The 26,287-nt window shown below is 47.5% G+C and carries 26 protein-coding genes and 1 rRNA gene; 16 read left to right on the forward strand and 11 right to left on the reverse strand.

Features of this window, described 5'->3' with window-relative positions:
- Positions 1 to 211: 211 nt before the first annotated feature.
- A 5S ribosomal RNA gene (gene rrf, locus Q320_RS0106480) occupies positions 212 to 325 on the forward strand.
- Between the two features lie 160 nt (positions 326 to 485).
- Here rrf and Q320_RS18775 read toward each other — a convergent pair.
- From Q320_RS18775 to Q320_RS0106500, 4 genes are all read right to left on the reverse strand, one after another.
- Positions 486 to 1,334 (reverse strand): NAD(P)H-hydrate dehydratase, encoded by an 849-nt coding sequence (locus tag Q320_RS18775; protein ID WP_051534530.1) that lies wholly within the window; start codon positions 1,332 to 1,334, stop codon positions 486 to 488.
- Positions 1,334 to 2,074: a flagellar brake protein gene (locus Q320_RS0106490; protein ID WP_027468332.1), complete on the reverse strand. Its 741-nt coding sequence runs from the start codon at positions 2,072 to 2,074 to the stop codon at positions 1,334 to 1,336. Before Q320_RS0106490 ends, Q320_RS18775 begins: the two co-directional genes overlap by 1 nt.
- A 17-nt stretch (positions 2,075 to 2,091) precedes the next feature.
- On the reverse strand, positions 2,092 to 2,691 hold the full coding sequence (locus tag Q320_RS18780) for a nucleotidyltransferase domain-containing protein (protein WP_051534531.1): 600 nt from the start codon (positions 2,689 to 2,691) through the stop codon (positions 2,092 to 2,094).
- A gap of 161 nt (positions 2,692 to 2,852) precedes the next feature.
- Positions 2,853 to 5,153, reverse strand: a complete 2,301-nt coding sequence (locus tag Q320_RS0106500) for a penicillin-binding protein 1A (RefSeq protein WP_027468333.1) — start codon at positions 5,151 to 5,153, stop codon at positions 2,853 to 2,855.
- Between the two features lie 144 nt (positions 5,154 to 5,297).
- On the opposite strand from Q320_RS0106500, the gene Q320_RS0106505 reads away from it, so the two are divergent.
- From Q320_RS0106505 to aroB, 7 genes are all read left to right on the forward strand, one after another.
- On the forward strand, positions 5,298 to 6,371 hold the full coding sequence (locus Q320_RS0106505; protein ID WP_084282427.1) for a pilus assembly protein PilM: 1,074 nt from the start codon (positions 5,298 to 5,300) through the stop codon (positions 6,369 to 6,371).
- Positions 6,368 to 6,958, forward strand: a complete 591-nt coding sequence (locus Q320_RS0106510) for a PilN domain-containing protein (protein WP_027468335.1) — start codon at positions 6,368 to 6,370, stop codon at positions 6,956 to 6,958. The genes Q320_RS0106505 and Q320_RS0106510 overlap by 4 nt, the downstream gene beginning before the upstream one ends.
- On the forward strand, positions 6,955 to 7,584 hold the full coding sequence (locus tag Q320_RS0106515) for a type IV pilus inner membrane component PilO (protein WP_027468336.1): 630 nt from the start codon (positions 6,955 to 6,957) through the stop codon (positions 7,582 to 7,584). Before Q320_RS0106510 ends, Q320_RS0106515 begins: the two co-directional genes overlap by 4 nt.
- 21 nt (positions 7,585 to 7,605) lie before the next feature.
- On the forward strand, positions 7,606 to 8,130 hold the full coding sequence (locus Q320_RS0106520; RefSeq protein WP_027468337.1) for a pilus assembly protein PilP: 525 nt from the start codon (positions 7,606 to 7,608) through the stop codon (positions 8,128 to 8,130).
- Positions 8,127 to 10,217 (forward strand): type IV pilus secretin PilQ, encoded by a 2,091-nt coding sequence (locus Q320_RS18785; RefSeq protein WP_051534532.1) that lies wholly within the window; start codon positions 8,127 to 8,129, stop codon positions 10,215 to 10,217. Before Q320_RS0106520 ends, Q320_RS18785 begins: the two co-directional genes overlap by 4 nt.
- 67 nt (positions 10,218 to 10,284) lie before the next feature.
- Positions 10,285 to 10,800 carry a shikimate kinase gene (locus tag Q320_RS0106530; protein ID WP_245590976.1) on the forward strand — a complete coding sequence of 172 codons (516 nt, stop codon included), beginning with the start codon at positions 10,285 to 10,287 and terminating at the stop codon, positions 10,798 to 10,800.
- The gene (gene aroB, locus Q320_RS0106535) at positions 10,800 to 11,888 is read left to right on the forward strand and encodes a 3-dehydroquinate synthase (protein WP_027468339.1); all 1,089 of its coding nucleotides are present in this window, start codon (positions 10,800 to 10,802) and stop codon (positions 11,886 to 11,888) included. The genes Q320_RS0106530 and aroB overlap by 1 nt, the downstream gene beginning before the upstream one ends.
- Here aroB and Q320_RS18790 read toward each other — a convergent pair.
- Positions 11,819 to 13,054 (reverse strand): YihY family inner membrane protein, encoded by a 1,236-nt coding sequence (locus Q320_RS18790; RefSeq protein ID WP_169734438.1) that lies wholly within the window; start codon positions 13,052 to 13,054, stop codon positions 11,819 to 11,821. The genes aroB and Q320_RS18790 overlap by 70 nt on opposite strands.
- A gap of 62 nt (positions 13,055 to 13,116) precedes the next feature.
- On the opposite strand from Q320_RS18790, the gene wrbA reads away from it, so the two are divergent.
- Both wrbA and Q320_RS0106550 read left to right on the forward strand, forming a co-directional pair.
- Entirely contained in the window at positions 13,117 to 13,719 is a 603-nt protein-coding gene (wrbA, locus tag Q320_RS0106545; protein ID WP_027468340.1) for an NAD(P)H:quinone oxidoreductase, read from the forward strand.
- The gene (locus Q320_RS0106550) at positions 13,716 to 14,093 is read left to right on the forward strand and encodes a DUF2069 domain-containing protein (RefSeq protein WP_051534534.1); all 378 of its coding nucleotides are present in this window, start codon (positions 13,716 to 13,718) and stop codon (positions 14,091 to 14,093) included. The genes wrbA and Q320_RS0106550 overlap by 4 nt, the downstream gene beginning before the upstream one ends.
- Before the next feature lie 251 nt (positions 14,094 to 14,344).
- On the opposite strand, the gene Q320_RS0106555 is transcribed toward Q320_RS0106550, so the two are convergent.
- Positions 14,345 to 16,147 carry a 2-isopropylmalate synthase gene (locus Q320_RS0106555; RefSeq protein ID WP_027468342.1) on the reverse strand — a complete coding sequence of 601 codons (1,803 nt, stop codon included), beginning with the start codon at positions 16,145 to 16,147 and terminating at the stop codon, positions 14,345 to 14,347.
- A gap of 136 nt (positions 16,148 to 16,283) precedes the next feature.
- Positions 16,284 to 17,057: a CDP-diacylglycerol--serine O-phosphatidyltransferase gene (gene pssA, locus Q320_RS0106560; protein ID WP_035852836.1), complete on the reverse strand. Its 774-nt coding sequence runs from the start codon at positions 17,055 to 17,057 to the stop codon at positions 16,284 to 16,286.
- Between the two features lie 120 nt (positions 17,058 to 17,177).
- Between pssA and asd the strand changes: the two genes are divergently transcribed.
- Positions 17,178 to 18,017, forward strand: a complete 840-nt coding sequence (gene asd / locus Q320_RS0106565) for an archaetidylserine decarboxylase (protein ID WP_027468344.1) — start codon at positions 17,178 to 17,180, stop codon at positions 18,015 to 18,017.
- Positions 18,018 to 18,113: 96 nt separating this feature from the next.
- Positions 18,114 to 18,638 (forward strand): cupin domain-containing protein, encoded by a 525-nt coding sequence (locus tag Q320_RS0106570; protein ID WP_027468345.1) that lies wholly within the window; start codon positions 18,114 to 18,116, stop codon positions 18,636 to 18,638.
- A gap of 101 nt (positions 18,639 to 18,739) precedes the next feature.
- On the opposite strand, the gene ilvC is transcribed toward Q320_RS0106570, so the two are convergent.
- From ilvC to ilvB, 3 genes are all read right to left on the reverse strand, one after another.
- Positions 18,740 to 19,756, reverse strand: coding sequence for a ketol-acid reductoisomerase (gene ilvC, locus Q320_RS0106575; RefSeq protein WP_027468346.1), 1,017 nt, complete (start codon positions 19,754 to 19,756; stop codon positions 18,740 to 18,742).
- 70 nt (positions 19,757 to 19,826) lie between these two features.
- A complete protein-coding gene (ilvN, locus tag Q320_RS0106580) occupies positions 19,827 to 20,318 on the reverse strand; it encodes an acetolactate synthase small subunit (protein WP_027468347.1) in 492 nt (163 codons plus the stop codon).
- 12 nt (positions 20,319 to 20,330) lie between these two features.
- The gene (ilvB, locus tag Q320_RS0106585) at positions 20,331 to 22,091 is read right to left on the reverse strand and encodes a biosynthetic-type acetolactate synthase large subunit (RefSeq protein ID WP_027468348.1); all 1,761 of its coding nucleotides are present in this window, start codon (positions 22,089 to 22,091) and stop codon (positions 20,331 to 20,333) included.
- A gap of 603 nt (positions 22,092 to 22,694) precedes the next feature.
- On the opposite strand from ilvB, the gene Q320_RS0106590 reads away from it, so the two are divergent.
- The 4 genes from Q320_RS0106590 to Q320_RS18800 are packed head-to-tail and all read left to right on the forward strand — an operon-like array spanning position 22,695 to position 24,539.
- On the forward strand, positions 22,695 to 23,261 hold the full coding sequence (locus Q320_RS0106590; RefSeq protein ID WP_027468349.1) for an RNA polymerase sigma factor: 567 nt from the start codon (positions 22,695 to 22,697) through the stop codon (positions 23,259 to 23,261).
- Entirely contained in the window at positions 23,258 to 23,581 is a 324-nt protein-coding gene (locus Q320_RS0106595; protein ID WP_027468350.1) for a DUF3619 family protein, read from the forward strand. The genes Q320_RS0106590 and Q320_RS0106595 overlap by 4 nt, the downstream gene beginning before the upstream one ends.
- Entirely contained in the window at positions 23,578 to 23,970 is a 393-nt protein-coding gene (locus tag Q320_RS18795) for a DUF3106 domain-containing protein (protein ID WP_051534535.1), read from the forward strand. Before Q320_RS0106595 ends, Q320_RS18795 begins: the two co-directional genes overlap by 4 nt.
- 5 nt (positions 23,971 to 23,975) lie before the next feature.
- Positions 23,976 to 24,539, forward strand: a complete 564-nt coding sequence (locus tag Q320_RS18800; protein WP_051534536.1) for an RDD family protein — start codon at positions 23,976 to 23,978, stop codon at positions 24,537 to 24,539.
- A gap of 75 nt (positions 24,540 to 24,614) precedes the next feature.
- Here the strand turns inward: Q320_RS18800 and lnt are convergent, their stop codons facing one another.
- Entirely contained in the window at positions 24,615 to 26,081 is a 1,467-nt protein-coding gene (gene lnt / locus Q320_RS0106610) for an apolipoprotein N-acyltransferase (RefSeq protein ID WP_027468351.1), read from the reverse strand.
- Positions 26,082 to 26,287 lie beyond the last annotated feature (206 nt).

The following is a 26,287-nucleotide window of genomic DNA, read 5'->3' on the forward strand; positions in this document are numbered from 1 at the left end:
TGAATGCGGCTGAAGATATAGTCAACCCAAGTAACAAAAATACTTAAATAGTGTTGATTGGTGTGTAGTATAATTACTTCTTCTATTGAATTCGAGTTAGCGCTGTAGGCTGATTGCGGAGATGAGACATGAAAATGTTTAAATCGAGCGAAAAGCAGAATGCGATAACTCTCGTGTGGTGAGGAGACTCACTGCATCAGACAAGTTTTTGTCTGGCGACCATAGCGAGGTGGTCCCACTCCTTCCCATCCCGAACAGGACAGTGAAACACCTCAGCGCCGATGATAGTGCGGATTGCCCGTGTGAAAGTAGGTCATTGCCAGACTCCCCTTTAAGTAAGAAGCCCGATTCAAAAGAGTCGGGCTTTTTGCTGTCCGCGAGATATGAAGTGAAGTAATGGGTATTGCTCGCTAGCCATTTATAAATAAGGAATATATCGATATACCCAATATATTCGCTCTCACTATTTAACTTTGGTTAAGTTATTAATTTATTGAAAGGGCTGTATTAAGTGCCGTACGTGCCCAATGAATGGTTTCACTGGCTGTTAGACCTACTCCATTTGGATAGTTGTTACGCCACAAGTCTGCGGCACGACCATGTAGATAGACCCCGCCACAGCTTGCATCAATGAGTTCAAGCCCTTGTGCCCATAGCGCTAGAATAATTCCGCCGAGTACGTCACCTTGCCCAGCGCTGCTCAGTGCTGAGTTTCCGGTATGGTTTTTAAACATAATGTCACCACCACAGTAAATCAGCGATTCATGACCTTTCAGAATCGCCGTGCAGTTCAGTTCTTTGCTGAGTTGGGTAATGGCTTGTTGACGATTATTTTGCACTTCTGGTGTTGTGCATTTGAGCAGGCGTGCAGCTTCTGTTGGATGGGGGGTGATTAAAGTTTCATTTTGCCGTTTTTGTAGCATTAACTTCAATGAGTTATTGCTGGCAATCAGGTTCAAACCATCGGCATCAATAATCAGCTGAGTATTTGATTTTAGGCATAAGGCCAGTAAATCCAACGCTTCCTTGCTTTGTCCTAAACCTGGGCCAATGAGTAGATGTGTTGGCTTATGACTGGCTAATAGTATTTCTGCTTCAAGAATCATCAACTCGGGTTGGAGTGGATCAACGGTAATGTTTCGATTCAGTAAGCCTAGCCATACTTTTCCTGCGCCTAAGTAAAGTGCTGCCCGCCCAGCCAGTAGAGTCGCTCCGACCATGCCCGTAGCGCCTCCAAGCACGGCAACGCTGCCGTAAAGCCCTTTATGGCTATCAGCGCAGCGAATGAGTTGTCGCAATGCGGCGGGTGGCAAGCTGATCGGCTGGATTTGCATTATTCAAGCGCTAAGCGTTTGCGATCAACCTGATTAATATAGCGCTGCAATAAGGTTTGACCACTGCCTGATAGGTTAATGAAACGGCAGCCGCTGCGTAATGTTCGAATCCCATTTTTGAGGAGTTGCTCACTACTGGTGCAAACTTCGACATCGGCGGTAATGACGCCTATTAGTGGTAATTCAATCCGGCAATTTTTTAATATGCTGCCTACATCGAGTGAAATGTCGGGAAAGTAGCCGAGCAGACCCATGCCACCTAAACTGATATCCGAAATAGAAATTTCGGCATCACCGTTGTTTAAAGGAATTAAGCAGGATAGGGGCGTAGAGAGTGGGACAGAAAGTCGATAAAAATCACGCCGTTGCAAGCGTAGAATTTGTTGGGGGCGTGGGCATTGGAATGCGGGCTTATTATTAAAAATAATTGTGCTAATTGCGTTGAAATCAAATTGGTAATGCACGCTACTGAGGTGAGCAACACAGCAAATACTGTTGGCGGATAACAAGCGCCGATTGAGGTCTTGATCGGGACCATAATCAAATAAAATTGTCTCTGGATTAACTGCTAATAAAGCGCTTAATACAAATAAATGGCGTTGCTGATCGGCGTATAAGCAGGCAAGCTCGGGTTTTTTTGCGAGCCGATTGAGCGTGTACTCAATTTCATCCGCATTGCTCACAAGGTATGGGCTTGGATCTTTAAGGTAAATTGGCGTTAATGATTGCTTGCCGGACATAGCGTTGCTTCCTGCGCTTATTTTTCTGTTGCGACTACTTGATTAGATTGGTAATTCGCAATCAGTTGTTTGAGTTGTTCGTAATTGGCACGATCATTTTTTTTTGAATTTTGATGCCGTGCAATGCTGGGTAAAACTTGTAAATGAACTTGGGTATTATCAAACCAAAATGCAATTGCGGGGGCATCTGTCTGGCGAAACTGGGTTTTTCTGGCACGACAGCTGTAGTCAATTTGCTGGTTGAGTAAAAAAATCTCGATGGCTTTGGGGTCATCGGAATAGACCAGCAAATTGATGTCTGAGTGTTTATTGGCGCTGCCTTTTAATACTGAGCCCATTAAATAAGGCTGGAAGGCTTGAAAAAAATCCAATAAGGCGAGTGATTTTTGTCGTAAAGCGAGTAAATCAATGTCGTAATCAGGGCTAAATAATTGTCGATAATCCGCCACTGCAGCTTCGATTTCATCCACGCTGGGCTGGATTTCTTTTTTCGATAAACCTAGCTCAATCGTAGCTTGCTGGCTAGCTTGTTTTAAGTCGCTTTGTTGATGGTTGCAGATCAACTGAGCCGCGCGTTGTGCGATGCGCGTTGCGGTTGAGATTGTTGAGGTCGTCATATTGTCCTTCCCGATTGCGCGTGAAAATAACAGGCGGCCGTTTTTGCTGAATCAGCTTAGATTATGGCAGGACAAAATTGCACTTGTGTAAATAAATTAAAACAATAGGTATATGACTCTAGCCATTATTTAATAGCGGACAGAGTCATATACCTAGTTGATTAAAATAGCTGTTCTTTGATCTCATCGATTGGGGCAGTTTCGCTTTCGCCACTGCCGCCACTTAGACCCAATTGTGGATTGGTTGACTGAAATTCTTGGTAAAAATATTCTGTAATCGGACCACGTTCAGTTTCTGTGGTTTTAGCAATGACACCCTCTGGCATCTGCCATGGTGATTCGGGCACATTTTTGAGTGCTTTACTCATGAAATTAACCCAGATTGGCAGTGCTGCGGCCCCCCCAGTTTCTCGTGCGCCAAGGCTTTTGGGTTGGTCAAAGCCGATCCAAGTAATGGTGACCAAGCTGGGCTGAAAGCCCGCAAACCAAGCATCAAATGCATCATTGGTGGTCCCTGTTTTACCGGCCAGATCATTGCGGCCTAGCGCTTTGGCTTTAGTTGCAGTTCCCATCCGAATTACATCGCCCATCATTGAACTCATAATGAATGCATTTCGAGCATCCAGAGTGCGTGGTGCGTTTTTTCCGGCAATTTCGGGTTGAGTCTGCGCCAGTACTTTACCTCGAGCATCTTCGATTCGGTCTACAAAAAACGAGCGAACACGGTAACCGGTATTGGCAAAGACGGCATAGCCTTCGGCCATTTGCAGTGGTGTGACGCTGCCCGCACCAAGTGCCATAGTGAGGTAGGCGGGGTGTTGCTTCGGATCAAAACCAAAACGGGTGAGATGCTGCTGCGCATAATCAGCGCCAATCGCTTGTAAGATCCGCACGGAAACCAAGTTCTTGGAAAAAGTTAAAGCGCGTCGTACAGAGGTCATCCCGGAAAAGCTGCCGTCGTAGTTTTTCGGCTCCCAACGTTGTCCACCCACTTCAATGACCAGCGGCGCATCGTTAATCATTGTGGCGGGCGTCACACCGCGCTCCAAGCTGGCCGAGTAAATAAAGGGTTTAAAGCTTGAGCCGGGTTGTCGCCACGCTTGAGTGACGTGGTTGAAGTTGCTGTTATTAAAATCAAAGCCACCGACCAGTGCGCGAATCGCGCCATTCGCCGGGTTCATCGCAACAATTGCACCTTCGACTTGCGGTAGCTGAGTGATCGCCCAGCCTTTTTCAGTGGCATTCACTCGGATAATTGCGCCAGGACGGATGCGGCTGGCTGGCGGAATTTTGTCGGAAAGTGCATTTCTAGCAAAGCGTAAGCCATCACCTTGAATGGTGATTTTTTCGCCACCGTGCAAATAGGCTGTGACTTGGTTCACATTGCTGGATAGGACGATGGCTGCGCGTAGCTCATCGGCATCTTTGGTATTGCTGAGCGTTTCATCGAGTTGCTCATCTTGCTGTGCGTTAAGTAGCGCTGCATCAATAAAGCCTTCAGGGCCTTTGTAACCGTGTCGATTGTCGTACTCCAAAATGCCACTGCGTAGTGCCGTATAGGCATCTTGCTGAGCTTGGCTATTGATGGTGGTGTAAACCTTGAAGCCTTGGGTATACGTCGCTTCTTGATACTTTTTGAGCATCATTTGCCGTACCATTTCTGCGACATATTCGGCATGAATTGGGAATTGCTGGTTGCTGCGCTTAAAAACCAACTGCTCGGTCTGAGCTGCTTTGTATTGGGCTTCGTCGATGAAATTAAGCTCAGCCATGCGGCGTAAAACGTACATTTGTCTTAATGTGGCACGTTTCGGATTAACGATTGGATTGTAGGCTGATGGGGCTTTTGGTAAGCCTGCTAGCATGGCAAATTCGGCGATACTGAGGTCTTTAAGTTCTTTTCCAAAGTAGGTTTGCGCCGCAGACGAGAAGCCATAAGCTCGCTGACCGAGGTAAATTTGGTTGATATAGAGTTCTAAAATCTGATCTTTGGATAAGTTGTGCTCAATTTTAAACGACAGAAGGGCTTCATTAAATTTGCGCGTGTAGGTTTTTTCATTCGATAAATAGAAGTTTTTTGCAACTTGCATTGTGATCGTACTGGCCCCCGATTGCGAATGGCCAGAGAGTAAATTGCCAACAATGGCACGTAGTACGCCAATGTAATCAATGCCGCCATGCTGATAAAAACGCTCATCTTCAGCGGCGAGTAATGCTTTAATCATTAACGGTGGAACTTGGTTAATCGGGGTAAATGCGCGTCGTTCTTCACCAAACTCGCCGATTAACACCTTATCTTCGCTGAAAATCCGGAGTGGTATTTTAGGTTTGTAGTCGGTAAGGGCGTCTAGGGACGGTAGTTTTGGATAGGTAACAATAACAGCGAGTGTCGCCAAACTAATGCCAATAATCGCCAAGCCAAAAAATGCGATGAATAGGGAAATAACTAATTTTTTTGCCATGTCTGCGAATCGATTATTTGATAGAGAAGTAATTTACGGGTTTTATCTGGATGTTGCAAAAAAAGAGATTAAGGTCTAGCTTACTTTACAGGAGTAAGGTCTCACTGATAGGATTTTTTACCAATTAGAATAGGGAATATTGCGTTGAACCTCGATTTTCTTAAACCGAAAGCCCCACCGCTGATCGGTGTGGACATCAGCTCGTCGGCCGTGAAAATGGTGGAGCTGAGCCAAGCCGGGCGCAATTTCAGCCTTGAACGGTATGTCATTGAGCCTTTACCTAAAGATGCGGTCACCGATAATAATATCGTGAACGCAGAGGCCGTTGCGCTGGCGATTCGCAATGCGTGGCGAAGGATGGGGAGTAAGGTTAAGAACGTCGCCGCAGCGCTACCCGCTTCAGCCGTGATTACGAAAAAAATTCTCGTTCCTGCTGGCCTGACCGAGCGAGAACTAGAAAGCCAAGTGGAAACAGAGGCGAACCAGTACATTCCATTCTCATTGGATGAAGTGAATCTGGACTTTCAGGTATTAGGCCCAGCAATCAATAATCCTGAAGAAGAAGATGTTTTGATTGCCGCCGCCAAGAAAGACAAAGTTGATGAGCGCGTTGCTGCCATTGAAGAGGCGGGCCTAAAAGCGGTCGTATTGGATGTTGAATCTTATGCGACTCAAGCCGCGTTCGAGTTAATGCGACCTCAGCTGCCCAATGGCGGCGAAAATCAAATCGTGGCGGTCGTCGATATCGGCTCAACTGCTATGCACATGAATATTTTTAAAGATGGTCAGTCGATCTATAGCCGTGATCAAGGCTATGCAGGGAATCAATTGACGCAGGAAATTCAAAGAAAATTCAATATGTCGGCAGAAGAAGCCGAGCAAGCCAAACGCCAAGGTGGCTTACCAGACAATTATGAGCCAGATGTTTTACAGCCATTTATGGACACAATGGCGCTTGAAATATCGCGTTCCTTGCAATTTTTCTATACATCTAGTAATTACAATTCAGTAGATCACATTTTACTCGCTGGCGGTTGCAGTGTTATCCATGGTTTGGATGAGGCTGTATCAAGTCGAACACAGGTTGCGAGTACGATGCGTGCGAATCCATTTTTTAGCATGTCGACAGGCAAAATAAAAGGTAAGCAAATTCAATTGGATGCACCTTCATTGTTAATTGCTTGTGGCTTGGCTATGCGGAGGTTTGACCCAGTATGATTCGAATTAATCTGCTTCCGCACCGTGAGCAAAAAAGAATAGCAAGACAAAGACGCTATGTTTCGATGTTGGTGATGTCTTTTCTGGCTGCTGCAGGGATCGTGCTCGCCGGTTATATGTTTCTTTCTGCAAAGATTGATATTCAAGCTGGCAGGAATCAATTTCTCACCGAAGAAAATGCAAAGCTAGATCGCGAAATTGCTGAAATTGATAAATTAAAAGCTGAAAAACAAGCGCTATTGGATCGGAAAAAAATTGTTGAGCGTTTGCAATCGAATCGAACTGAGACGGTTCATTTGCTAGATCAGTTGACTCGCCAAGTCCCTGAAGGTGTGTATTTACGAGATGTAAAACAGACGAATGATCAGTTGGTGTTGATGGGTTACGCACAATCCAACGCTCGGGTTTCGACGTTAATGCGCAACTTAAATGACTCTCCCGTATTTGAGCAACCGCTGCTCGTTGAAGTTAAATCCGCTATGGTTGGTAATCAACGTCTGTCTGATTTTACTTTAAACGTGAAATTGACTCGTGCTGATGAGTTAACAGAATCTACTGCAAGTGCGGTTAAAAGAGGTCAACCATGACACTTGATGATTTAAGAAACCTTGACCCAAAAGATGCGGGGAACTGGCCAATACAGGTTCAGCTCTCCTCTTTATTAGTGGTTTTAATTTTGGTTGTGGCAGGGGGGTATTTCTATCTGTGGAGTGATCAGATGGATGAACTCACTGCTGCTAAGGCAACTGAAGAGCAACTAAAAGTTGATTTTCTAGATAAAAAGAAACGTGCAATTAATCTTGCTGAATATAAGCAGCAACTACTGGAAATTCAGCAATCTTTCGGTGCATTGTTGAAGCAGCTGCCTAATCGCTCGGAAATGGAAACGTTATTAACCGAGATTAATCAGGCTGGGGTTGGTCGTGGTTTGTTGTTTGAGCTCTTTAAACCGGGCGTTGAAATTAAAACTGCAGAATTTGTCGAAGCTCCAATCTCAATTAAAGTGATTGGTAGCTACCATGATTTAGCGGCGTTTGTGAGCGATATTGCACAGCTTTCGCGCATTGTTATTCTAAGCGATGTGAAACTGATTGGCACAAAAGATCAAATGCTAACGATGGAAGCAACGATTAAAACGTATCGTGCATTAGATGAAGCAGAGTTGCAGGCAATTCGCCAGGCTGAAGCTGAAGCGCGTAAAAAGAAAAAATAAAGGTCTATCGGAGAATATATTGTGAAAAGATGGCTCCTTTACGTGCTGTTACTGAGTGGGCTTACTGGCTGCTTTGGTGATGAGCATAGTGATTTAAAAGATTGGATGGCTGAGCAATCCAAAGGATTGCGCGGTAAGGTTGAGCCTTTACCTGAGGCAAAAGTTTATGTTGCATTTCCATACGATGCTTTTGAGCTAGCAGATCCATTTCGGGCTAGTAAAATGGAATTAGCTAAAAAAAGTAATGGTACTGGTTTAGCTCCAAATACAAACCGAGTTAAAGAAGTTTTAGAAAACTACGATTTAGAAAAGCTGCGAATGGTGGGCACTTTGCAACAAGGTAAAACGGTGCAAGCTTTAGTTCGTGCTCCGGACGGCAATCTGTATCGAGTTAAGCAAGGTAGTTATATGGGACAGAACTTCGGTATGGTGGTAAAAGTTTCTGAAACTGAAATTTCGTTAAAAGAAATTGTTGAGGATAGTGGTGGTGATTGGGTTGAGCGGACCACTAGTTTGAGCTTGGATGATGCGGAGCAGAAAAAATGATGATTAATAAATTCGTAACTCGTTTAAGCCAAGTCGCTTTGTGTGTCTTTGCGCCTTTTGTATTTGCTGTAGAAGCTTCAAATATTACGCATATCGAAGTGAGTAGTGTTAGTGCTGATAAGCAGATTGTTAAAGTCACATTTAATGATGCTCCGCCAACACCAACAAGTTTTTCAGTGAATACCCCGCCTCGTATCGCGTTTGATTTTGCCAATACAGCAAATCAGACAGGAAAAAATAGTTTCCAAGTGAACGGTGCCGCACTACGGACTTTGAATGTCGCTGAAGGCACTGGCCGGACACGATTGGTATTTAATTTACAAAAGCAAGCAGGCTACGAAACGAGAGTCGAGGGTAATTCACTGTTTATTACGGTGGATGCCGCCGCCGGATCCTCTGCGACTACGACTGCTAATACGGCACCAGTGCAAAAAAATACGCCATTTGCCGAGGTAAAAGCATCTGGTAAGCGTGAGGGAATTCAGAATATCGATTTTCGTCGTGGTACAAGTGGTGAAGGCAAGGTCGTTATTGATCTTTCAAGCCCAAATGTGGGCATTGATATTCGCCAGCAAGGTAAAAACTTAGTGGTTGAGTTTGCAAAAGCGGGTTTGCCTAAGAATTTAGAGCGCAAATTGGATGTCACTGACTTTGGTACACCAATTCAAAAAATTGAAACTTTTGCTCAAGGCGATTCGGTCAAAATGCTGATCGAACCAAAAGGAAATTGGGAGTATTCAGCTTACCAAACTGAAAATCGTTTTGTAGTTGAAGTTCGCGATGCGACACTTAACAAAGATAAGCTAGCGGCGAAGGCAAACTTTAAAGGCGAGAAGCTATCGCTGAATTTTCAGAATGTAGAGGTTAGAACTGTTCTGCAAGTCATTGCTGAGTTTACTGGTTTGAATATTATTACTAGCGATTCTGTTGGTGGTGCGCTGACATTACGTTTAAAAGACGTACCTTGGGATCAGGCACTAGATATTATTTTACAAGCCAAAGGTTTGGATCAACGTAAAACCGGTAATGTAATGTGGATTGCCCCCCGTGATGAATTGGCGGCAAAAGAAAAATCAGAACTTGAAAGCAGAAAGCAAATTTCAGAATTAGAACCAACTCGGACTGAGTTCTTTCAGCTGAAATATCATAAAGCAGACGCGTTGAAAGTAATTTTGAGTGATGAAAAACAGCGTATTTTGTCTCCGAGAGGTTCCGCTGTTATCGATCAGCGAACCAATCAAGTTGTGGTACAAGATATTCCTTCCAAGCTTGAGCAAGTTCGTGAATTATTGTCCAAGATTGATATTCCTGTGCGGCAGGTGATGATTGAGTCGCGGATTGTTGAGGCTGAAGATGGCTTTCAACGTAATTTGGGTGTGAAGTTACACGGACTTTATGCAAAAAATAGTACTGCCGTCGGCGGTGGTCTAACTACAAAAGATCTTACAGGCTCAGATGGTTCAACATTCCCAGGGCCAGCGATTAATGGCGGCGCTCCTTCGGTAAACTTACCTGCAGCTGGTATTGGTGGTTTTAACCCTGGTTCGATTGCGATGTTGATTGCGGGTTCAGATGGTATTTTAGGACTTGAATTAAATGCACTTGAGCAGGATGGCAAATTAAAAATCATTTCAAGTCCACGATTAGTGACTGCGGATCAAGTTGAAGCAGTTATTGAGGATGGCCAAGAAATTCCATATTCAAGTTCTTCACAGAATGGTGCAACAACGGTTGAGTTTAAGAAAGCAACTCTTTCTTTACGGGTGACACCGCAAATCACGCCAGATGGCAGTGTATTTATGGATGTACAAGTGAATAAAGATAGCCGTGGTGAAAATACACTGAGCGGCCCTGCAATTAATACGAAGCAAATTAGAACTAAGGTTTTAGTTGAAAGTGGTGGCACAGTGGTGATTGGTGGTATTTATATTGAGGACAATAGCAACACAGTGACTCAGGTACCACTATTGGGTGATGTTCCAGTTATCGGTAATTTGTTTAAAAACCGCGCTGTGAATAAAGTTCGCCGTGAACTATTGATTTTCTTAACACCACGAGTTTTGGAGTCTGATCTTACTTTGCGCTAAGTTTTTTGAGCGAGTCTTTGCTGACTCGCTAAGCCGCAGATATTCAAGTAAAATGCCTGGCATGAAGATGCCAGGCAATTTTTATTTAGTCGGCCTAATGGGGGCTGGCAAAACGACCGTAGGGCGTGCCCTAGCGCGTGCAACCCAAAAAACCTTTTACGATTCTGATCACGAAATCGAAGCACGAACTGGCGCTAAGATTCCGATGATTTTTGAAATCGAAGGGGAGGGCGGATTCCGTGAGCGTGAAGCTGAATCAATCGTTGAGTTGACTAAGCTGCAGGGGATTGTTCTTGGAACGGGGGGCGGTGTTGTTCTGAACCCAATCAATCGAAATCTGCTACGCCGCAACGGCTATGTGATTTATCTGCGCGCAAGTCCAGAAGAACTCTACTCGCGAACATGTCACGACAAAAATCGCCCTTTACTGCAGACTGCAGACCCTCTTGGTAAACTTAAAGAGCTGTATCAAATCCGCGATCCGCTGTATCGAGAGGTGGCTGATTTAGTCATTGATACCAGCCAACAAACTGTGAATTCCCTCTTGCAATTATTGCTTAAAGAATTGGAGCGTCAGCCATGATCCGCACTGTGCACGTCGATATCGACCAAGCGCCCTACAGCATTTTAATTGGCGAGGGTTTGCTGCAATCGGTCGCGGCCATTTTGCCGTTGCTTGCGCAAAAGCGTGTGGCGATTGTGACTAATGAAACGATTGCACCTTTATATCTAGCGGGCTTAGTGACTCAATTACAGCAAGCTGGTGTTGAGTGCCAATCCATTATTTTGCCTGATGGCGAAAAATATAAAACATGGGAAAGCCTGAATCAGATTTTTGATGCGCTGCTCACTGAGCGTGCTGAGCGTAAAACGACGTTGATTGCTCTAGGTGGTGGCGTGATTGGTGATATGACGGGTTTTGCGGCGGCGGTGTATCAGCGCGGCGTACCGTTTATTCAAATTCCAACGACGCTGTTAGCTCAGGTCGATTCGTCGGTTGGTGGAAAGACGGCAATTAATCATCCACTCGGCAAGAATATGCTCGGTGCTTTTTATCAGCCGAAATTGGTATTGGCGGATTTAAGCACTTTATCGACCCTACCGCAGCGTGAATTTTCTGCAGGCATGGCAGAGGTCATTAAGTATGGTTTGATTGATGACCTAGAGTTTTTGGTTTGGCTTGAGCAAAATATTGACGGTTTAATGGCGCGTGATACCGAATTGATTGCGTATGCGGTTGAGCGTTGCTGCCAAAATAAAGCGCGTATTGTGGCTGCTGATGAAAAAGAAATGGGGCAACGCGCACTACTCAATTTAGGTCATACATTTGGTCATGCGATTGAAGCCGGCTTGGGTTACGGCGCTTGGCTGCATGGTGAAGCGGTCGCTGCAGGGATGGTATTGGCGACTTATGCTTCACGCGCAATGGGGCATCTAACGGATGCCGATGTGGCGCGAGTGATTAGCTTGCTGGAGCGAGCCGCTTTGCCGGTGGTTTCTCCTGCGTTGGGGCATGACCGCTATAAAGCACTCATGGCGCAAGACAAAAAAGTCGATGCAGGCCGCATCAAATTTATTCTCTTGCGCGCTTTGGGCGATGCTTATATTGGTGAATTGCCTGAAGTTGCAATTGATGCTGCTTTATTATCAGGTTGCGAATTAGCTAAATAATCTGCAAGTGATAAATCAAGCGCAGAGCGGGCTAACTCTAAACGAGATTCTAGCCCGCTTTCTACTTCGCTATTCAGTGGGCTGACCACCAATTCAAAGACGGCCAATAGGCTGATTTTCTCAGGGCTGCAAGCGATGAGCCATTCTCCATTTCGGGTTGACTCCACCCAATGCCGTTGCGTCATTTTCTCTAAAATTTGCTGAGTCGCATCAACGCCTAGCTCAACTTGACGACGCAATTGGTTGATATGCAATACGCGCCCTTCCTTGTGCGCAATCGCTAGCGCTCGCAGTACGCGCACTGCTTGCTCAAAGCGGGTTCCGTGGTGATTATCCCAACGCCAGCCATCGCCATACCAATACGATAGTGTTGCCGACAATACCGCACCACCCAAAATCAACACCCAGCATAAATACAGCCAAATTAAGAAAATGGGGAAACTTGCAAATGCGCCGTAGACCAGATTGTAAGTGGCGAATTGCTTGATGTACTCACCAAAAAGAACTTTCATTAGCTCTAAACAGGTACTGGTAATCAAGGCGGCAGTCAGCGCATGGGCGCGCGGTACAAAGCAATTGGGTAGGGTTAAATACAGCAGGCTCAAGGTACTAAAGATCAAGAGCCAAGACGATAATTTGAGAGCAGGAAAATTAATGCCTCCCAAGCCAGCATTTTGCGAAAACCAGCTAGTTAAGGAGAGACTCAAGCCGATTAGAATCGGCGCTAAGGTGAGTGTCGCCCAATACGTTAAGGTTCGAGAGAGAAGTTTTCTCGGGCGGTCAACGCGCCAAATCGTATTAAATGTTTTCTCAATGGTAAACATTAATAGCAGCGCGGTCGCGACCAAGCCGATCATGCCTGCTGCGGTGAGGCTGCCCGCATTATCGGCAAATTGGCGCATATACACGCCAATCACTTTTCCGGATGCTTCCGGCACTAAATTAGTCAGAATAAAATTGCGAAAACGGCCGCTATTAATACTGAACATCGGAAAAGCAGAAATCAAAGTGAGCGCAATCGTAAATAGCGGCACCACCGCCAATAGCGTGGTATAGGTTAAACTGCCCGCGCTTTCTAAACAGCGATCATTAATCAGGCGACGGCCAACAAAGCGCGAAAAACCGCTAATTCGAGCCAAAAAAGGAAAGGTGCTGGCAAAGTTCATGGTAAGCCACGGTAACAAGCGAATCCCATTATAATAGCGCATCCTGAAAGCTGGCCTTCATAATGACTGAAATTCTTGTTTTGTATTACTCGACTCACGGCGCGACGCGGCAAATGGCACAACTGATTGCGCGCGGCGTAGAGTCCGTTGCTGGCTGTAGCGCTCGGCTGCGCACGGTGCCGCGTATTTCTACTGTATGCGAAACGGTTGAATCAGATATCCCTGTCGCTGGTGCGCCGTATGTGACGCTGGACGATTTATTAGAATGCAATGGCTTGGCGCTGGGGAGCCCAACGCGCTTTGGCAATATGGCGGCGCCGATGAAATATTTTTGGGATTCGACGATTGCTGATTGGCTTAAAGGCACTTTGATCGGTAAACCGGCCTCAGTATTTACCAGCTCGGGCACTTTGCATGGCGGCAATGAATCCACGCTAATTACGATGATGTTGCCCTTGCTGCATCACGGCATGATTATTGTGGGTACGCCGTATTCAGAAACCGCGCTGATGTCGACGACAACGGGTGGCACGCCATACGGTGCTAGCCATTGGGCGGGCACAGAATCAAATCAGCCAATTTCAGAAGCTGAGCGCCAATTATGTTTAGCGCAAGGTCGCCGGATTGCTGAAATTGCGCTCAAACTTCAAGGGGCGACGCTATGAAATTCAGCCCCGCTCATTTACCGCTCTTTCAGGCCATCACGGTCACAGCGGTGATTGCGATGATTTTGCTGACCACCGTTTGGGAGCTTTGGCTCGCCCCGCTCGGTGGCACGCCTTCGTGGATCGTGTTAAAAGCGTTTGCATTGATGTTGCCTTTACGTGGTTTATTGCATGGGCGCCGTTACACTTTCCAGTGGTATACGATGTTTATTTTGTTGTTTTTTATGGAAGGTGTGATGCGCGCATGGGGCGATAAAGGCTTATCGCAAATGCTGGCAGGTGTGCAAGTCGCGTTGACAGTGATTAGCTTTTTGTCGGCGACGCTGTACGCTAAATATTCGCGGCCTAGTTTGCAGAATAAACCTGCGGCGTAGCCTTCGTGCGGGCCTTGGTTTAAATGCTGTTGATGTGGGTATTTGGTGCTAGCCATTGCTAATTAATTCCTAGAGGCATATACCCATTTTAGAAAAAAGCCCCGTTGGATAAACGGGGCTTTTTAGTTTACGGTCGGTTTCTAGCTTATCTCGCTGAGGTTCGCGAGCGGCTTAGCTTGAGCACTGCCACTTGTGGCGGCAGCCTCGCGGATCAACTGGGTAAGTCGATCCGCTCCAGAGTCGCAATAGATTTAAACCGGTTGCGGGTGAACGCGGTTGATATTGTTGTGAATTTTGTTCAGCGCGGAAATATACGCTTTCGCGCTGGCGACAATAATGTCGGTATCTGCACCTTGGCCGTTGACGATTTTCGTGTCTTTCATCAAGCGCACTGTCACTTCACCTTGGCTGTCCGTACCCGAGGTAATTGCATTCACCGAGTACAATTGCATTTCTGCGCCACTATTAAACAAAGATTCAATCGCTTTAAAGGTCGCATCGACTGTACCGTCGCCCAAGGCGGTAGCGCGGCGCTCGACGCCTGCTTCGCTCACCACCAATTCGGCGCTCGGTGTTTCGCCGGTTTCGGAAACCACTTTCAACGAGATCAATTTGATGTGTTCTTGCTCGATGGAAATCAATTCATCTGACACCAAGGCATGTAAATCTTCGTCGAAAATCTCACGTTTTTTATCGGCCAAGGTTTTAAAGCGCGCAAAGGCTGCGTTCAGGGCTTCTTCCGATTGCAATTGGATGCCTAATTCAAGTAATTTAGTCTTGAACGCATTGCGACCCGACAATTTGCCCAAGCTCAAGCGGTTCGTGCTCCAACCCACTGATTCGGCGCTCATAATTTCATAGGTTTCGCGGCATTTCAAAATACCGTCTTGGTGAATCCCTGATTCGTGAGCGAAGGCATTGGCGCCGACAATCGCTTTATTCGGCTGAACTGGGTAGCCGGTAATCGTTGACACCAATTTGCTGGTGGTGACGATTTGTGTGGCGTCGATTCCGCATTCCACATTAAACACATCGCGGCGGGTGCGAGTCGCCATAACGATTTCTTCCAACGCCGCATTACCTGCGCGCTCGCCCAAGCCATTAATAGTGCATTCCACTTGGCGTGCGCCGCCCAAAACTGCAGCCAATGAATTGGCAACGGCCATGCCCAAATCATTATGGCAATGTGCCGACCAGATTACTTTATCGCCGCCGACGGTTTTGGCGATCAATTCACGGAAAAAGCTTTCAGTGCGTTGTGGTACGGCGTAACCGACGGTATCTGGCACATTCAATGTCGTTGCGCCAGCTTCGATTACAGCGCCAAAAATCCTAGCCAAGAAATCAATATCGCTACGCAATGCGTCTTCTGCCGAAAATTCCACGTCGTTAGTGTATTCCAGCGCGATTTTCACTGCTTTGACTGCGGCATCAACGACCTGATCCGGTGTCATGCGCAATTTGTGTTCCATATGAATCGGGCTGGTCGCGATAAAGGTATGAATCCGGCCGCGTTTCGCGTCTTTAATCGCTTCACCAGCGGCGCGCACATCACGCTCGTTGGCGCGCGCCAAAGAACAGACCGTGCTGTTCTCAATAATGCCAGCGATGGTTTTGATTGCATCGGCGTCGCCAGGGCTGGCTGCAGCAAAACCAGCTTCGATCACATCCACGCCCAATTTTTCCAATTGGCGAGCGATGCGGATTTTTTCTTCTTTGGTCATTGACGCGCCCGGCGATTGTTCGCCATCGCGCAAAGTGGTATCAAAAATAACCAAACGGTTGTTATTGCGATCGTTCATGGTGCTCTCCTGAATGGGTTGGGCTGCGGATTGCGCGCCTGTCATATAGTTTTGGATGTTGAAGCTACGGCCTTGGCTTGTGGCCAATTGGGCCAGTTTGTCCACTTGGGTGAGTGGCAAACTGCCGCGTTCACGCCATTTATAAATCGCAGCTCGGGAGACTGGGTCAGCTGGAAATGCAGCATTAAGCTGATCTGCCAAAGTGCTTGGTCCACCAAAATCAGCGATTAGACGATCAATGTCTAATGACACAGTGCTCTCCTTTGCGTTGATAGGCTTAGATTAGATATTTTCAGACGTAGTGTCAAATTGTTTAGGCGAAAAAATAGCGGCCGTGTTGTTTTGACCGCTAATTGATTCTATTTTATGAGTTTATTGGACTAAATGTCTAATTTGTCGTTGGTGTAGGGTGTTTAATGATTTTCCACAGCCAATACACATAACCCGATGCGGCATAGCAAATGAAAAAGCTAAATAGCACCAGCGCTGGGCGAGATGCGCCGATCAGTAAGATCAGCGTTGCAATCAATAAAGTTACAAACGGCACTGTCTTGCGCATGTGAAGCTCTTTGAAACTCCAAAATGGCACGTTAGACACCATCGTCAGGCCAGCAAACAGCGTGAAAAACATCGCCGCATACGGTAGCAATTCGGCCAGCGGTGCGAGATCTTCATGATATTCAATATTGATCCACACCAAGCCAGCCACCAGTGCCGCCGCCGCCGGGCTGGGTAAGCCCTGAAAAAAACGCTTATCAACCACTTCAATATTGGTATTAAAGCGCGCCAAACGCAGCGCCGCGCCAGCGCAATAAATAAACGCCACCGCCCAACCCAGTTTGCCAAAACCCGACAAACCCCATTCATACATAATCAGCGCGGGCGCAACGCCAAACGACACCATATCGGACAAACTATCAAATTGTGCACCAAATTCCGATTGAGTATGCGTCATGCGAGCGACGCGGCCATCGAGTCCATCCAAAATCATCGCAGCAAAAATCGCCAAGGCAGCGTGTTCAAACTTGCCATTCATTGCTTGAACGATGGCGTAAAAGCCAGAAAATAAAGCGGCCAGCGTGAATAAATTCGGCAGTAAATAAATACTCTGGCGGCGCAGTGTTTGCGCGCGGTTCGGCTGTGGATGGGGAGATTGCTGCATTGAAAGCCTCGTAGTACATGGCGAATTGACGCAACATTGTAACCGACGCGCAGTCGCGTCGATAGCACGGCAAGGGATACGTTATAATTCGCGCTCTTTATTGGTTTTGTGGGGACTTTTGTGTCCGAGCGTCTTTTTGTATGTTTGCAGTATGTGATTCCTAAGCTGGCTTTGACGCGATTAATGGGTTTTTTAGCGGGTTTACGTGCCGGTGGCCTAACTACTGCAGTGATTCGTGGCTTTGTGGCCAAATATCAAGTCAATATGAGCGAGGCGGCCAATCCGGATATCGCCGCCTATCCGACATTTAATGAGTTTTTCACCCGCGCTCTCAAAGACGGCGCGCGCCCTTTGGCCAATGCCGAGCTGATTTGCACGGTGGATGGTGCGATTAGCCAGTGTGGGTCTATCGAAAAAGATCAGATTTATCAGGCTAAAGGCAAAAAATTTAGCACTACCGCGCTATTGGCTGGCGATGCAGCCTTGGCGAAGAAATTTGAAAACGGCCTGTTTGCGACGATTTACCTAAGCCCCAAAGATTATCACCGTATTCACATGCCTTGCCGTGGCCGCTTGCTGGAAATGACCTATGTGCCGGGGGAATTGTTTTCGGTAAACCCCGCCACCGCGCGCGGTGTCGATGCGCTGTTTGCGCGCAATGAGCGTGTGATTTGCGTGTTTGAGGGTGATAAAGGCATGTTCGTGCAAGTACTGGTCGGAGCGACGATTGTCGGCAGTATGGCAACCGCTTGGCATGGCGTCGTGAATCCACCGCGCAGCAATGCGGTGTGGAGCAACGATTATCGCGATCAAAACATCGTACTAGAGCAGGGTGCTGAAATGGGCCGCTTCTTGCTCGGCTCAACCGTGGTGCTCTTGTTCCCTGAAGGCGATTTGGAATTTAATGCCGATTGGAAAGCGGGGCGCGGTGTTCGCCTTGGCGAAGTCATGGCTGATTGAGTATGGGTATATGGCTGTAGTCATTTATCAATATAACCTACATGTATATACCCATTGTATTTTTGTTGAATTAAAGAATAGGTTGGTGGGGCTTAAATGAGCGCAATCCGAGTTTTAGGCCACATCACGATTCCTGAATCGCTCAAGCAAAACTTGGCCGAAATTAAGCAAACGCGCAGCTCGGCGTTTGCTGCCAAAGGCGTCATCGAAGTGCATTATTATCCGCAAGGCAATCCAAACTTGCCTGTGGGCGAGGCTTGGCAACTGGATGCAGACAAAGCCGCATTTGGTTTAGCACTGCTGAGCCGCCTCGGTTTATCGACCAATTATATGCACGACGCCGCCTTGATGGGCTACGCACAGCTTGATCCGCATACCGATATTGGCTTTTTAGTGCAAGGCGAGCCGGTCGCTTTTTTGCATGTTGTTTTGACTGGCAGCGGCACTTTATTGATGCCTAGTCTTAGCGATCCAGCACTGCAAATGCTGCGCCTTACTGAAGGCATGGTCTTCATCCTCAATCCCGAAACCGAACACGCTTTCGGCGACTGCCCTGATATTCTATTCTCGCTGTCGATGGTTGTTCCTCGTTCTAAGATGCTGGATTTACCGCTGTTATAAGCATTTGTTGGATGGGTTGGGCGTAACCATTTCCATCATTCCCAAATAAAGAGCATAAAAAAACCAGCTTGTTAGGCTGGTTTTTTTGTATTTCAAACCAATTAGTTCTTGGTTTGGTCAACAATCTTGTTGGCTTGAATCCAAGGCATCATCGAGCGCAATTTGTTACCTACTACTTCAATACCGTGCGCTGCGTTGTTGCGGCGTGCTGCAGTCATTGATGCGTAGTTAGTTTGGCCTTCCAAAATGAATTGTTTCGCGTATTCGCCAGACTGAATGTTTTTCAGTGCTTGACGCATTGCTTTGCGAGATTCTTCGTTGATAACTTGTGGGCCAGTTACGTATTCGCCGTATTCAGCGTTGTTAGAAATTGAGTAGTTCATGTTCGCGATACCGCCTTCGAACATCAAATCAACGATCAATTTCAATTCGTGCAAGCACTCAAAGTAAGCCATTTCTGGTTCGTAACCGGCTTCAACCAAAGTTTCGAAGCCCATTTTAACCAATTCAACTGCGCCACCGCACAATACAGCTTGTTCGCCGAACAAGTCAGTTTCTGTTTCGTCTTTGAATGAAGTTTCGATGATACCCGTGCGGCCGCCGCCCACGCCTGAAGCGTAAGACATGGCGATTTCAAGCGCTTTGCCTGAAGCATTTTGGTAAACAGCGATCAAATCAGGAACGCCGCCGCCGCGTACGAATTCTGAACGTACGGTGTGGCCTGGTGCTTTTGGCGCGATCATGATGACGTCGAGGTCTTTACGTGGCACAACTTGGTTGTAATGAATCGCGAAACCGTGAGCGAAAGCCAATGTTGCGCCTTGCTTGATATTTGGTTCGATTTCATTTTTGTACAATGCAGATTGGAATTCATCTGGCGTCAAAATCATAACAACGTCAGCGCCAGCAACCGCAGTCGCTACATCAGTTACTTTCAAACCGTGAGCTTGTGCTTTAGCAACAGTGGCAGAACCAGTACGCAAACCAACCGTTACATCAACGCCTGAGTCTTGCAAGTTGCAAGCGTGAGCATGGCCTTGTGAACCGTAACCGATGATGGCTACTTTTTTAGATTTGATGATGCTGATGTCACAATCTTTATCGTAAGAAACTTTCATTTTATTTCCTTGGTTAAATGGGTATATGTTTGTAGGCTTTACCTGTAAATGGCTACAGGTAAATACCCCGTTATAGTTTTAAGATCCGTTCACCACGGCCAATGCCAGAGGCACCAGTGCGGACGGTTTCTAAAATCGCCGATTGATCCAGCGCACTGATGAAAGCGCTGAGCTTTTCACCGGTGCCGGTCAGTTCAATCGTGTAAGTTTTTTCAGTCACATCAATGATACGACCACGGAAAATATCCGCCATGCGTTTCATTTCGTCACGATCTTTACCCGTCGCGCGCACCTTTATGAGCATCAGTTCACGCTCAATGTGATCAGCCTCGTTCAGGTCGATCACTTTAACCACTTCGATCAGCTTGTTGAGCTGCTTGGTGATTTGCTCGATCACGTCTTCTGAGCCGTGCGTGACGATTGTCATGCGGCTCATTGTTGGATCTTCGGTGGTTTGCACCGTGAGCGAGTCAATATTGTAGCCACGAGCCGAAAACAGCCCGGTCACGCGCGATAGCGCACCAGCTTCGTTTTCAATCAGGACAGATAAAATATGGCGCATTCTCATCTCTCCTTAGCAAAGATTGCCGTAATCACGGTTGTTTTCAAATGGCACCAGCTGCATCGATTGCATATGCGGCGGCAAGTCCATTTGGTTCAAACCACGACCGTTTTGAATCATCGGGAACACATTGGCTTTTGGATTGGTGAGGAAATCCATAAATACCAAGCGCTCTTTCATCGCAAACGCTTCACGCAGCGCAGGTTCAACATCAGCAGGCTTAGTGATTTGCATACCAACGTGACCATAGGCTTCAGCCAATTTCACGAAATCAGGCAGTGCATCCACGTACGATTCGGAATAACGCGTGCCGTAGAAGAATTCTTGCCATTGGCGAACCATGCCGAGATAACCATTATTCAAATTAATGATTTTCACTGGCGTGTGGTATTGCTTGCACGTCGACAATTCTTGGATATTCATCTGAATTGAGCCATCGCCGGTAATACACGCCACCGTTGCATCTGGATTGGCGAGTTGCGCGCCCATTGCGGCTGGCAAACCAAAACCCATCGTGCCAAGACCGCCGGAATTGATCCATTGGCGTGGACGATTGAAGGCGTAGTATTGCGCCGTGTACATTTGATGCTGGCCCACGTCCGAAGTAATGATGGCGTTGCCACCTGTTACTTCATACAGTTTTTCCATTACAAATTGCGGCTGAATGATTTCGCTATCTTGTGCATACCACAAGCTTTTCGGTGCGCGCCATTCGTTGATTTGATCCCACCACGCGTTCAAAGCTTTTTCGCTTGGACGGGCATTGGTTTCTTTTAAAACTGCGATCAAATCTTTGAGTACGTCTTTCACGTCACCAACGATAGGCACATCGACTTTCACGCGTTTCGCAATCGACGATGGATCGATGTCGATTTGTACAATGCGCTTGGTTTGCGATAAGAATTGCGCTGGATTCGAAATTACGCGGTCATCAAAACGCGCGCCAATCGCGATAATTGTATCGGCGTATTGCATTGCCATATTGGCTTCATACGTGCCGTGCATGCCGAGCATACCGACAAACAGCGGATCTGAACCCGGATACGCGCCCAAACCCATTAGCGTATTGGTACAAGGCAGATTGAGCATCCGCACCAATTCGATGACTTCTTCGGAAGCATTACCCAGTACCGCACCGCCGCCTACATAAATGAAGGGGCGTTTGGCTTCAGCGAGCATTTGCGCCGCTTTTTTGATCTGGCCTGGGTGGCCTTTCACGGGCGGGTTGTAGCTGCGAATCGAGACTGATTTTGGATATTCAAAGGCGAATTTGGCTTGCGTCACGTCTTTTGGCACATCAATCACTACGGGGCCAGGGCGGCCTGTCGTGGCGATATAAAAGGCTTTTTTGATCGTCGTCGCCAGATCTTTAACGTCTTTCACCAAGAAATTGTGTTTCACAATCGGGCGTGAACAGCCGACCATGTCCACTTCTTGGAAGGCATCCGAGCCAATCGATGGCGTACCGACTTGGCCGGAAATCACCACCATCGGAATCGAATCCATAAACGCCGTCGCAATGCCGGTTAAAGCATTGGTCGCGCCGGGGCCGGATGTTACCAACGCTACGCCAATTTTTTGTGAGGAGCGTGAGTAAGCATCAGCCGCATGAACGGCAGCTTGTTCGTGACGAACGAGTACGTGTTTAAATTTATTTTGTTTGAAAATCGCATCATAGATTTCCAAAACAGCGCCGCCGGGATAGCCAAATACAAATTCGACATTTTCTTCAGCAAGGCAGCGCGCGAGAATTTCAGCGCCGGAAATCTGCATGGGTCAGAGTCCTGAGTCAATTAGTTGATCGGTTGGTGCACGCTGCCCAAGTAGAAAGACAAAACCTCTCACGCTGCGTTGCTGCGTCTCGCCGTACAAAACGTACTGTCTTCGACTTTGCGCCTTGCGTGAAAAATTTTGTACCATTACTTAGTACAGCAGGCCACTGCAATGCTTTTGATTGCAGTAAACGCCGTCGCATCGACAAGATAAGACTTGTCGCCTCCTGCGGGCGTTTTTGTTTAACTGGACATTCCGCCGTCTACTGGCTTTTGGCCATCTAAGACGAAAGTGTGATGCGCTCGCGGTTTATCTCAGTGCCCCTGCCGTCTAGTTTAAACGACCGGTCGCTATAGTGACTTTTGTGTAGGGGGCTAAAGGTAAACGATAGACCTTATTTTGGCAAGTTTTTCTGGCTGAATATTTGCTGCTTTGTTAGTATCAATCTCCTGTTTTTGCTGGTTTTTTAACTCTGAATTTGGTTTTGAAGTACTGAGGCAAAAGTTTTATGGCAAGGCGTCAAAGCCGCAGGCAGTACATTTCGTACGGCAAGGCGAGACAACGATGCAAGAAAACTTTTGCTTATTTACTTAAGGAGGTCGTTTGGCAAGCTCACAGCAATTAAATGACTTCTTGGGCAGCGTCGAGCGCCGTGCTTGGCGGCAAGCGCAGTACGCGGTTCGCGATAACGAACACGCTTTGGATATCGTACAAGACGCGATGCTCAAACTGGCGACGCGCTATAGCGACAAGACTGAGGCCGAGTGGCCGCTGCTATTTCAAACTATTTTGCAAAACACGATACGGGATTTTCAGCGCCGCGCTAAATTGCGCAATTTTTGGGTGTCTTTATTTTCTAAGTTTTCTACGTCAGATACTGAAGATGAAGCCAGTGCGGATCCGCTCAATTATTTGCCGCACACCAGCGACTTAAATCCAAGTGCCGAGAGTGAGTTGGTGCAGCAGCAAACGATGGCTTTGATCGAGGCGGGCATGACTTTATTACCTGCCCGTCAACGCGAAGCCTTTCTGCTGCGTTATTGGGAGGAGTTGGATGTGGCCGAAACGGCGCAGGTGATGGGCTGCTCGGAAGGTAGCGTAAAAACGCATTGTTCACGTGCCTGTCATACCTTGGCCGATTGGCTCAAAGAAAGGGGAGTGACCCTATGAATGAAGAACAAATTGGCCGCTTAAGCCGACAAATCGCCGATGCGCCGGTACCAGAAAGCGTGCGCGCGCGATTATTGAAGTCTCGTCAGTTGGCTAGCGCGCAAGTGCAGTCAGTTGAGCCGCGCGGCAATGTACTGGTGTTACTACGCCAGCATCCGGTGTTGAGTTTAGCGAGTCTGGTTTTGTTGGCGATGATAGCGCTGACTTTTGTGCAGCAGAATCAGCATCAAAATGATATTGCGATTGATCTTGCTCTATTGACCAGCGATGTGCCGATGGAAGCTTTGCTTGATCCGGCTTTGCTGGATAGGGCGCAATGATGAAACGATATTTCTATCTGATCGTGGCTGCGATCTTGTTATCGAGTGGTGCTTTTGCTGCAGATTCAGTCGATTGGGCGGCGCTGACACCCGCTCAGCGCGAAGTCCTCGCGCCGATGGCGCAGCAATGGGCGAGTTTGCCCGCTGAGGATCAACAGCGATTTTCAGCAATGGCAACGCGTTTACCAAAAATGCCGCCAGAAAAACAAGCTAGAATGCGCGAGCGTTTAAATCATTGGGCGGCGTTATCGCCCGAGCAGCGCGAACGTGCCCGCGAAAATTATCGCCGCCTGCAAGCGATGTCGCCGGAAGAGCGGCGAAAAGTGCTGCATGAGTTACATCAAAAAACGGCTCGCCACGCAAGTCAAATCCAACCTTTAGATCATTGAGTTTTATGAGCGATATTCTGCCAACCGCCGGTCTTGTACGCCGCGTGGTGTCTTTTTTGTATGAAATTTTATTGTTAACCGCTTTGTTGCTGATTGCCGAAGGGATTTTTCAAGGAATCTTTCAGCTGGTTTCTGGCCTGAAAGTAACGCAACTGACTGATTACCCGTGGATAGGCGTACTCAATTTCGTGTATCTGATGCTGATCACGCTACTGTATTTTGGCTGGTGCTGGACGCAAGGTGGGCAAACGCTGGCGATGAAAACTTGGCGCAGTCGTTTGTTGATGCAAGACGGCAGCAATGTGACGCGTAAAGCCGTTTTGATCCGTTTTAGCGTGGCCAGCCTGTGCTATGTACCGCTGTTGCCAGTGTATTTGTTGGCGCGCAAGCAAGCCGAATATCAGCCGCTGCTCTGGGTTGCTGTCGCTTTATTTGTTTTACCTTTGCTGTGGGCGCTGTTTGATCGCGATCGGCAGTTTCTCTATGATCGCTTAGCTAAAACTCGTTTAGTGTTTTCTGCGAAGGGCGTGCCATCCAAACATGCTAAGCCGGGACAGAATGAGGATTGAGTGGGTATATGCTTCTAGGTTTTGTAATGAAGTGCTTAGCTTGATATACCCATGATGTTATCGTTGGTGAGGTTTTTAATCTTGACGGCGCTGTTGCCATGCTGCCAGCAAGAGCAATCCAATTAAAAAGCCAATCACCGGTTTGTCGCCAGCCCATTGATACGGCGTTGTGCCTTGCATATGCCGTACTTCGCCTTCCAAAATGCCCATTGTTTCTGCCGGTAAACTGCTGACAAATTGTCCTTTTGGATTAATGATCGCGGTTTTGCCGGTGTTGGTGGCGCGGATCAAGTAGCGGCCATTTTCGAGTGCGCGGGCGCGCGCCATTTGCGCGTGTTGCTCCGCCGCCCAAGAGCCATCAAACCACGCCATATTGGTGAAGTTGGCTAGCAAGGTCGCATTGGCGGCATTGATGCGAATTTCATCGCCAAACACATCTTCGTAGCAAACATTCGCCGCGATTTTACCGCCAGCAATATCAAACGGGACTTGGGTTAATGGTGCGCGCTGAAAGCCGCTGAGTGGCATATCGAGTATTTTGTAAATGCCGCCAAACAGCCACGGTAGCGGAATATATTCGCCAAAAGGCACTAAATGCGATTTGGCATAGGCATTGCGCTGCGGTTCGGCGAGGTTAATCACCGAGTTGTAATAATGCTGCGGGTTTTCGCCTTGCGTGGCAACGCCGAGCAAGAGCGTTGCCGATTTGGCTGCGGCGGTCGTGCGTAATTCTTCGATATACCAAGCGGGAATGTCTTTGAAGAAAGACGGGATCGCTGTCTCTGGTAGCAAAATCAGCTGGCCTTTGGCTTGCAGCGTGAGCTTTAAGTAATTTTCCAGACTTTGCATGTAAAACGCGTCATTCCACTTCATGCTTTGCTGGATATTGCCTTGTAAAATACTGACCTTGACTGGCTCGCCAATCGGCTGAGTCCATGCAATCTGGCTGAGCAAACTGCTGGTACTGAGTACGGCGATGACTAGGCCGAGCGCAAAGCGCTTGTCGACTAAAAAAACGCTCACACACAGTGTCAACAGCCAGCCTACGCCATAGCTGCCAATAAGAGGGTATAGGCCACCAAGCCAATCAATCTGAGAGCTGCCGATCGATGCCCAAGGGAATCCGGTAAACAGCCAGCCGCGTAGCCATTCAGTCAAAATAAATAGCGTTGGCGCGAGCAAGGTAAAGCGCCATTTGCTCGGGCAGGGCAGTCGCCAAGTCAGCCAAGCCGCCAGCATCGGAAACAGCGCCAAGTAGGTGGCGAATAATAAAACGGCCGCGCCAGCAAACGGCGCAGGCATATTGCCATGGGTATGTAAGCTGATGTAAATCCAGCCGGCGTTGGCAGCGAAATACCCCAGCCCCCAGGCAAAACTAGGTAGCAAGGCGCGTTGTGCTGAGCCAGCTTGTTGCCAGCCGTAAAATAGAACCCACAGCGAAATCAGCATCAGCCATGCTTGCGACAGTGGCGCAAAAGCGGCAACGGCGGCTGCACCGCTCAGAAATTGGATGGTAAGTTGGACATAGCGATTTTTGAGCATTCAGGATTCTAAAAGAAATGAGTGGCTGGTGAGGGGGATCAAAACCAGTAGTCCACGAAAGACACGAAAGGCACGAACAAAAATGGATAAGGACATAGCTCGAAATAAATCCCGAAATAGAGTTCGTCATTCCCGAATGATTTTATCGGGAATCCAGCCGCGCTGCTGGATTCCCGCCAAAGGCGCGCGGGAATGACGACCGTTTA

It is taken from the genome of Deefgea rivuli DSM 18356 (assembly GCF_000620145.1).
Lineage (GTDB): Bacteria > Pseudomonadota > Gammaproteobacteria > Burkholderiales > Chitinibacteraceae > Deefgea > Deefgea rivuli.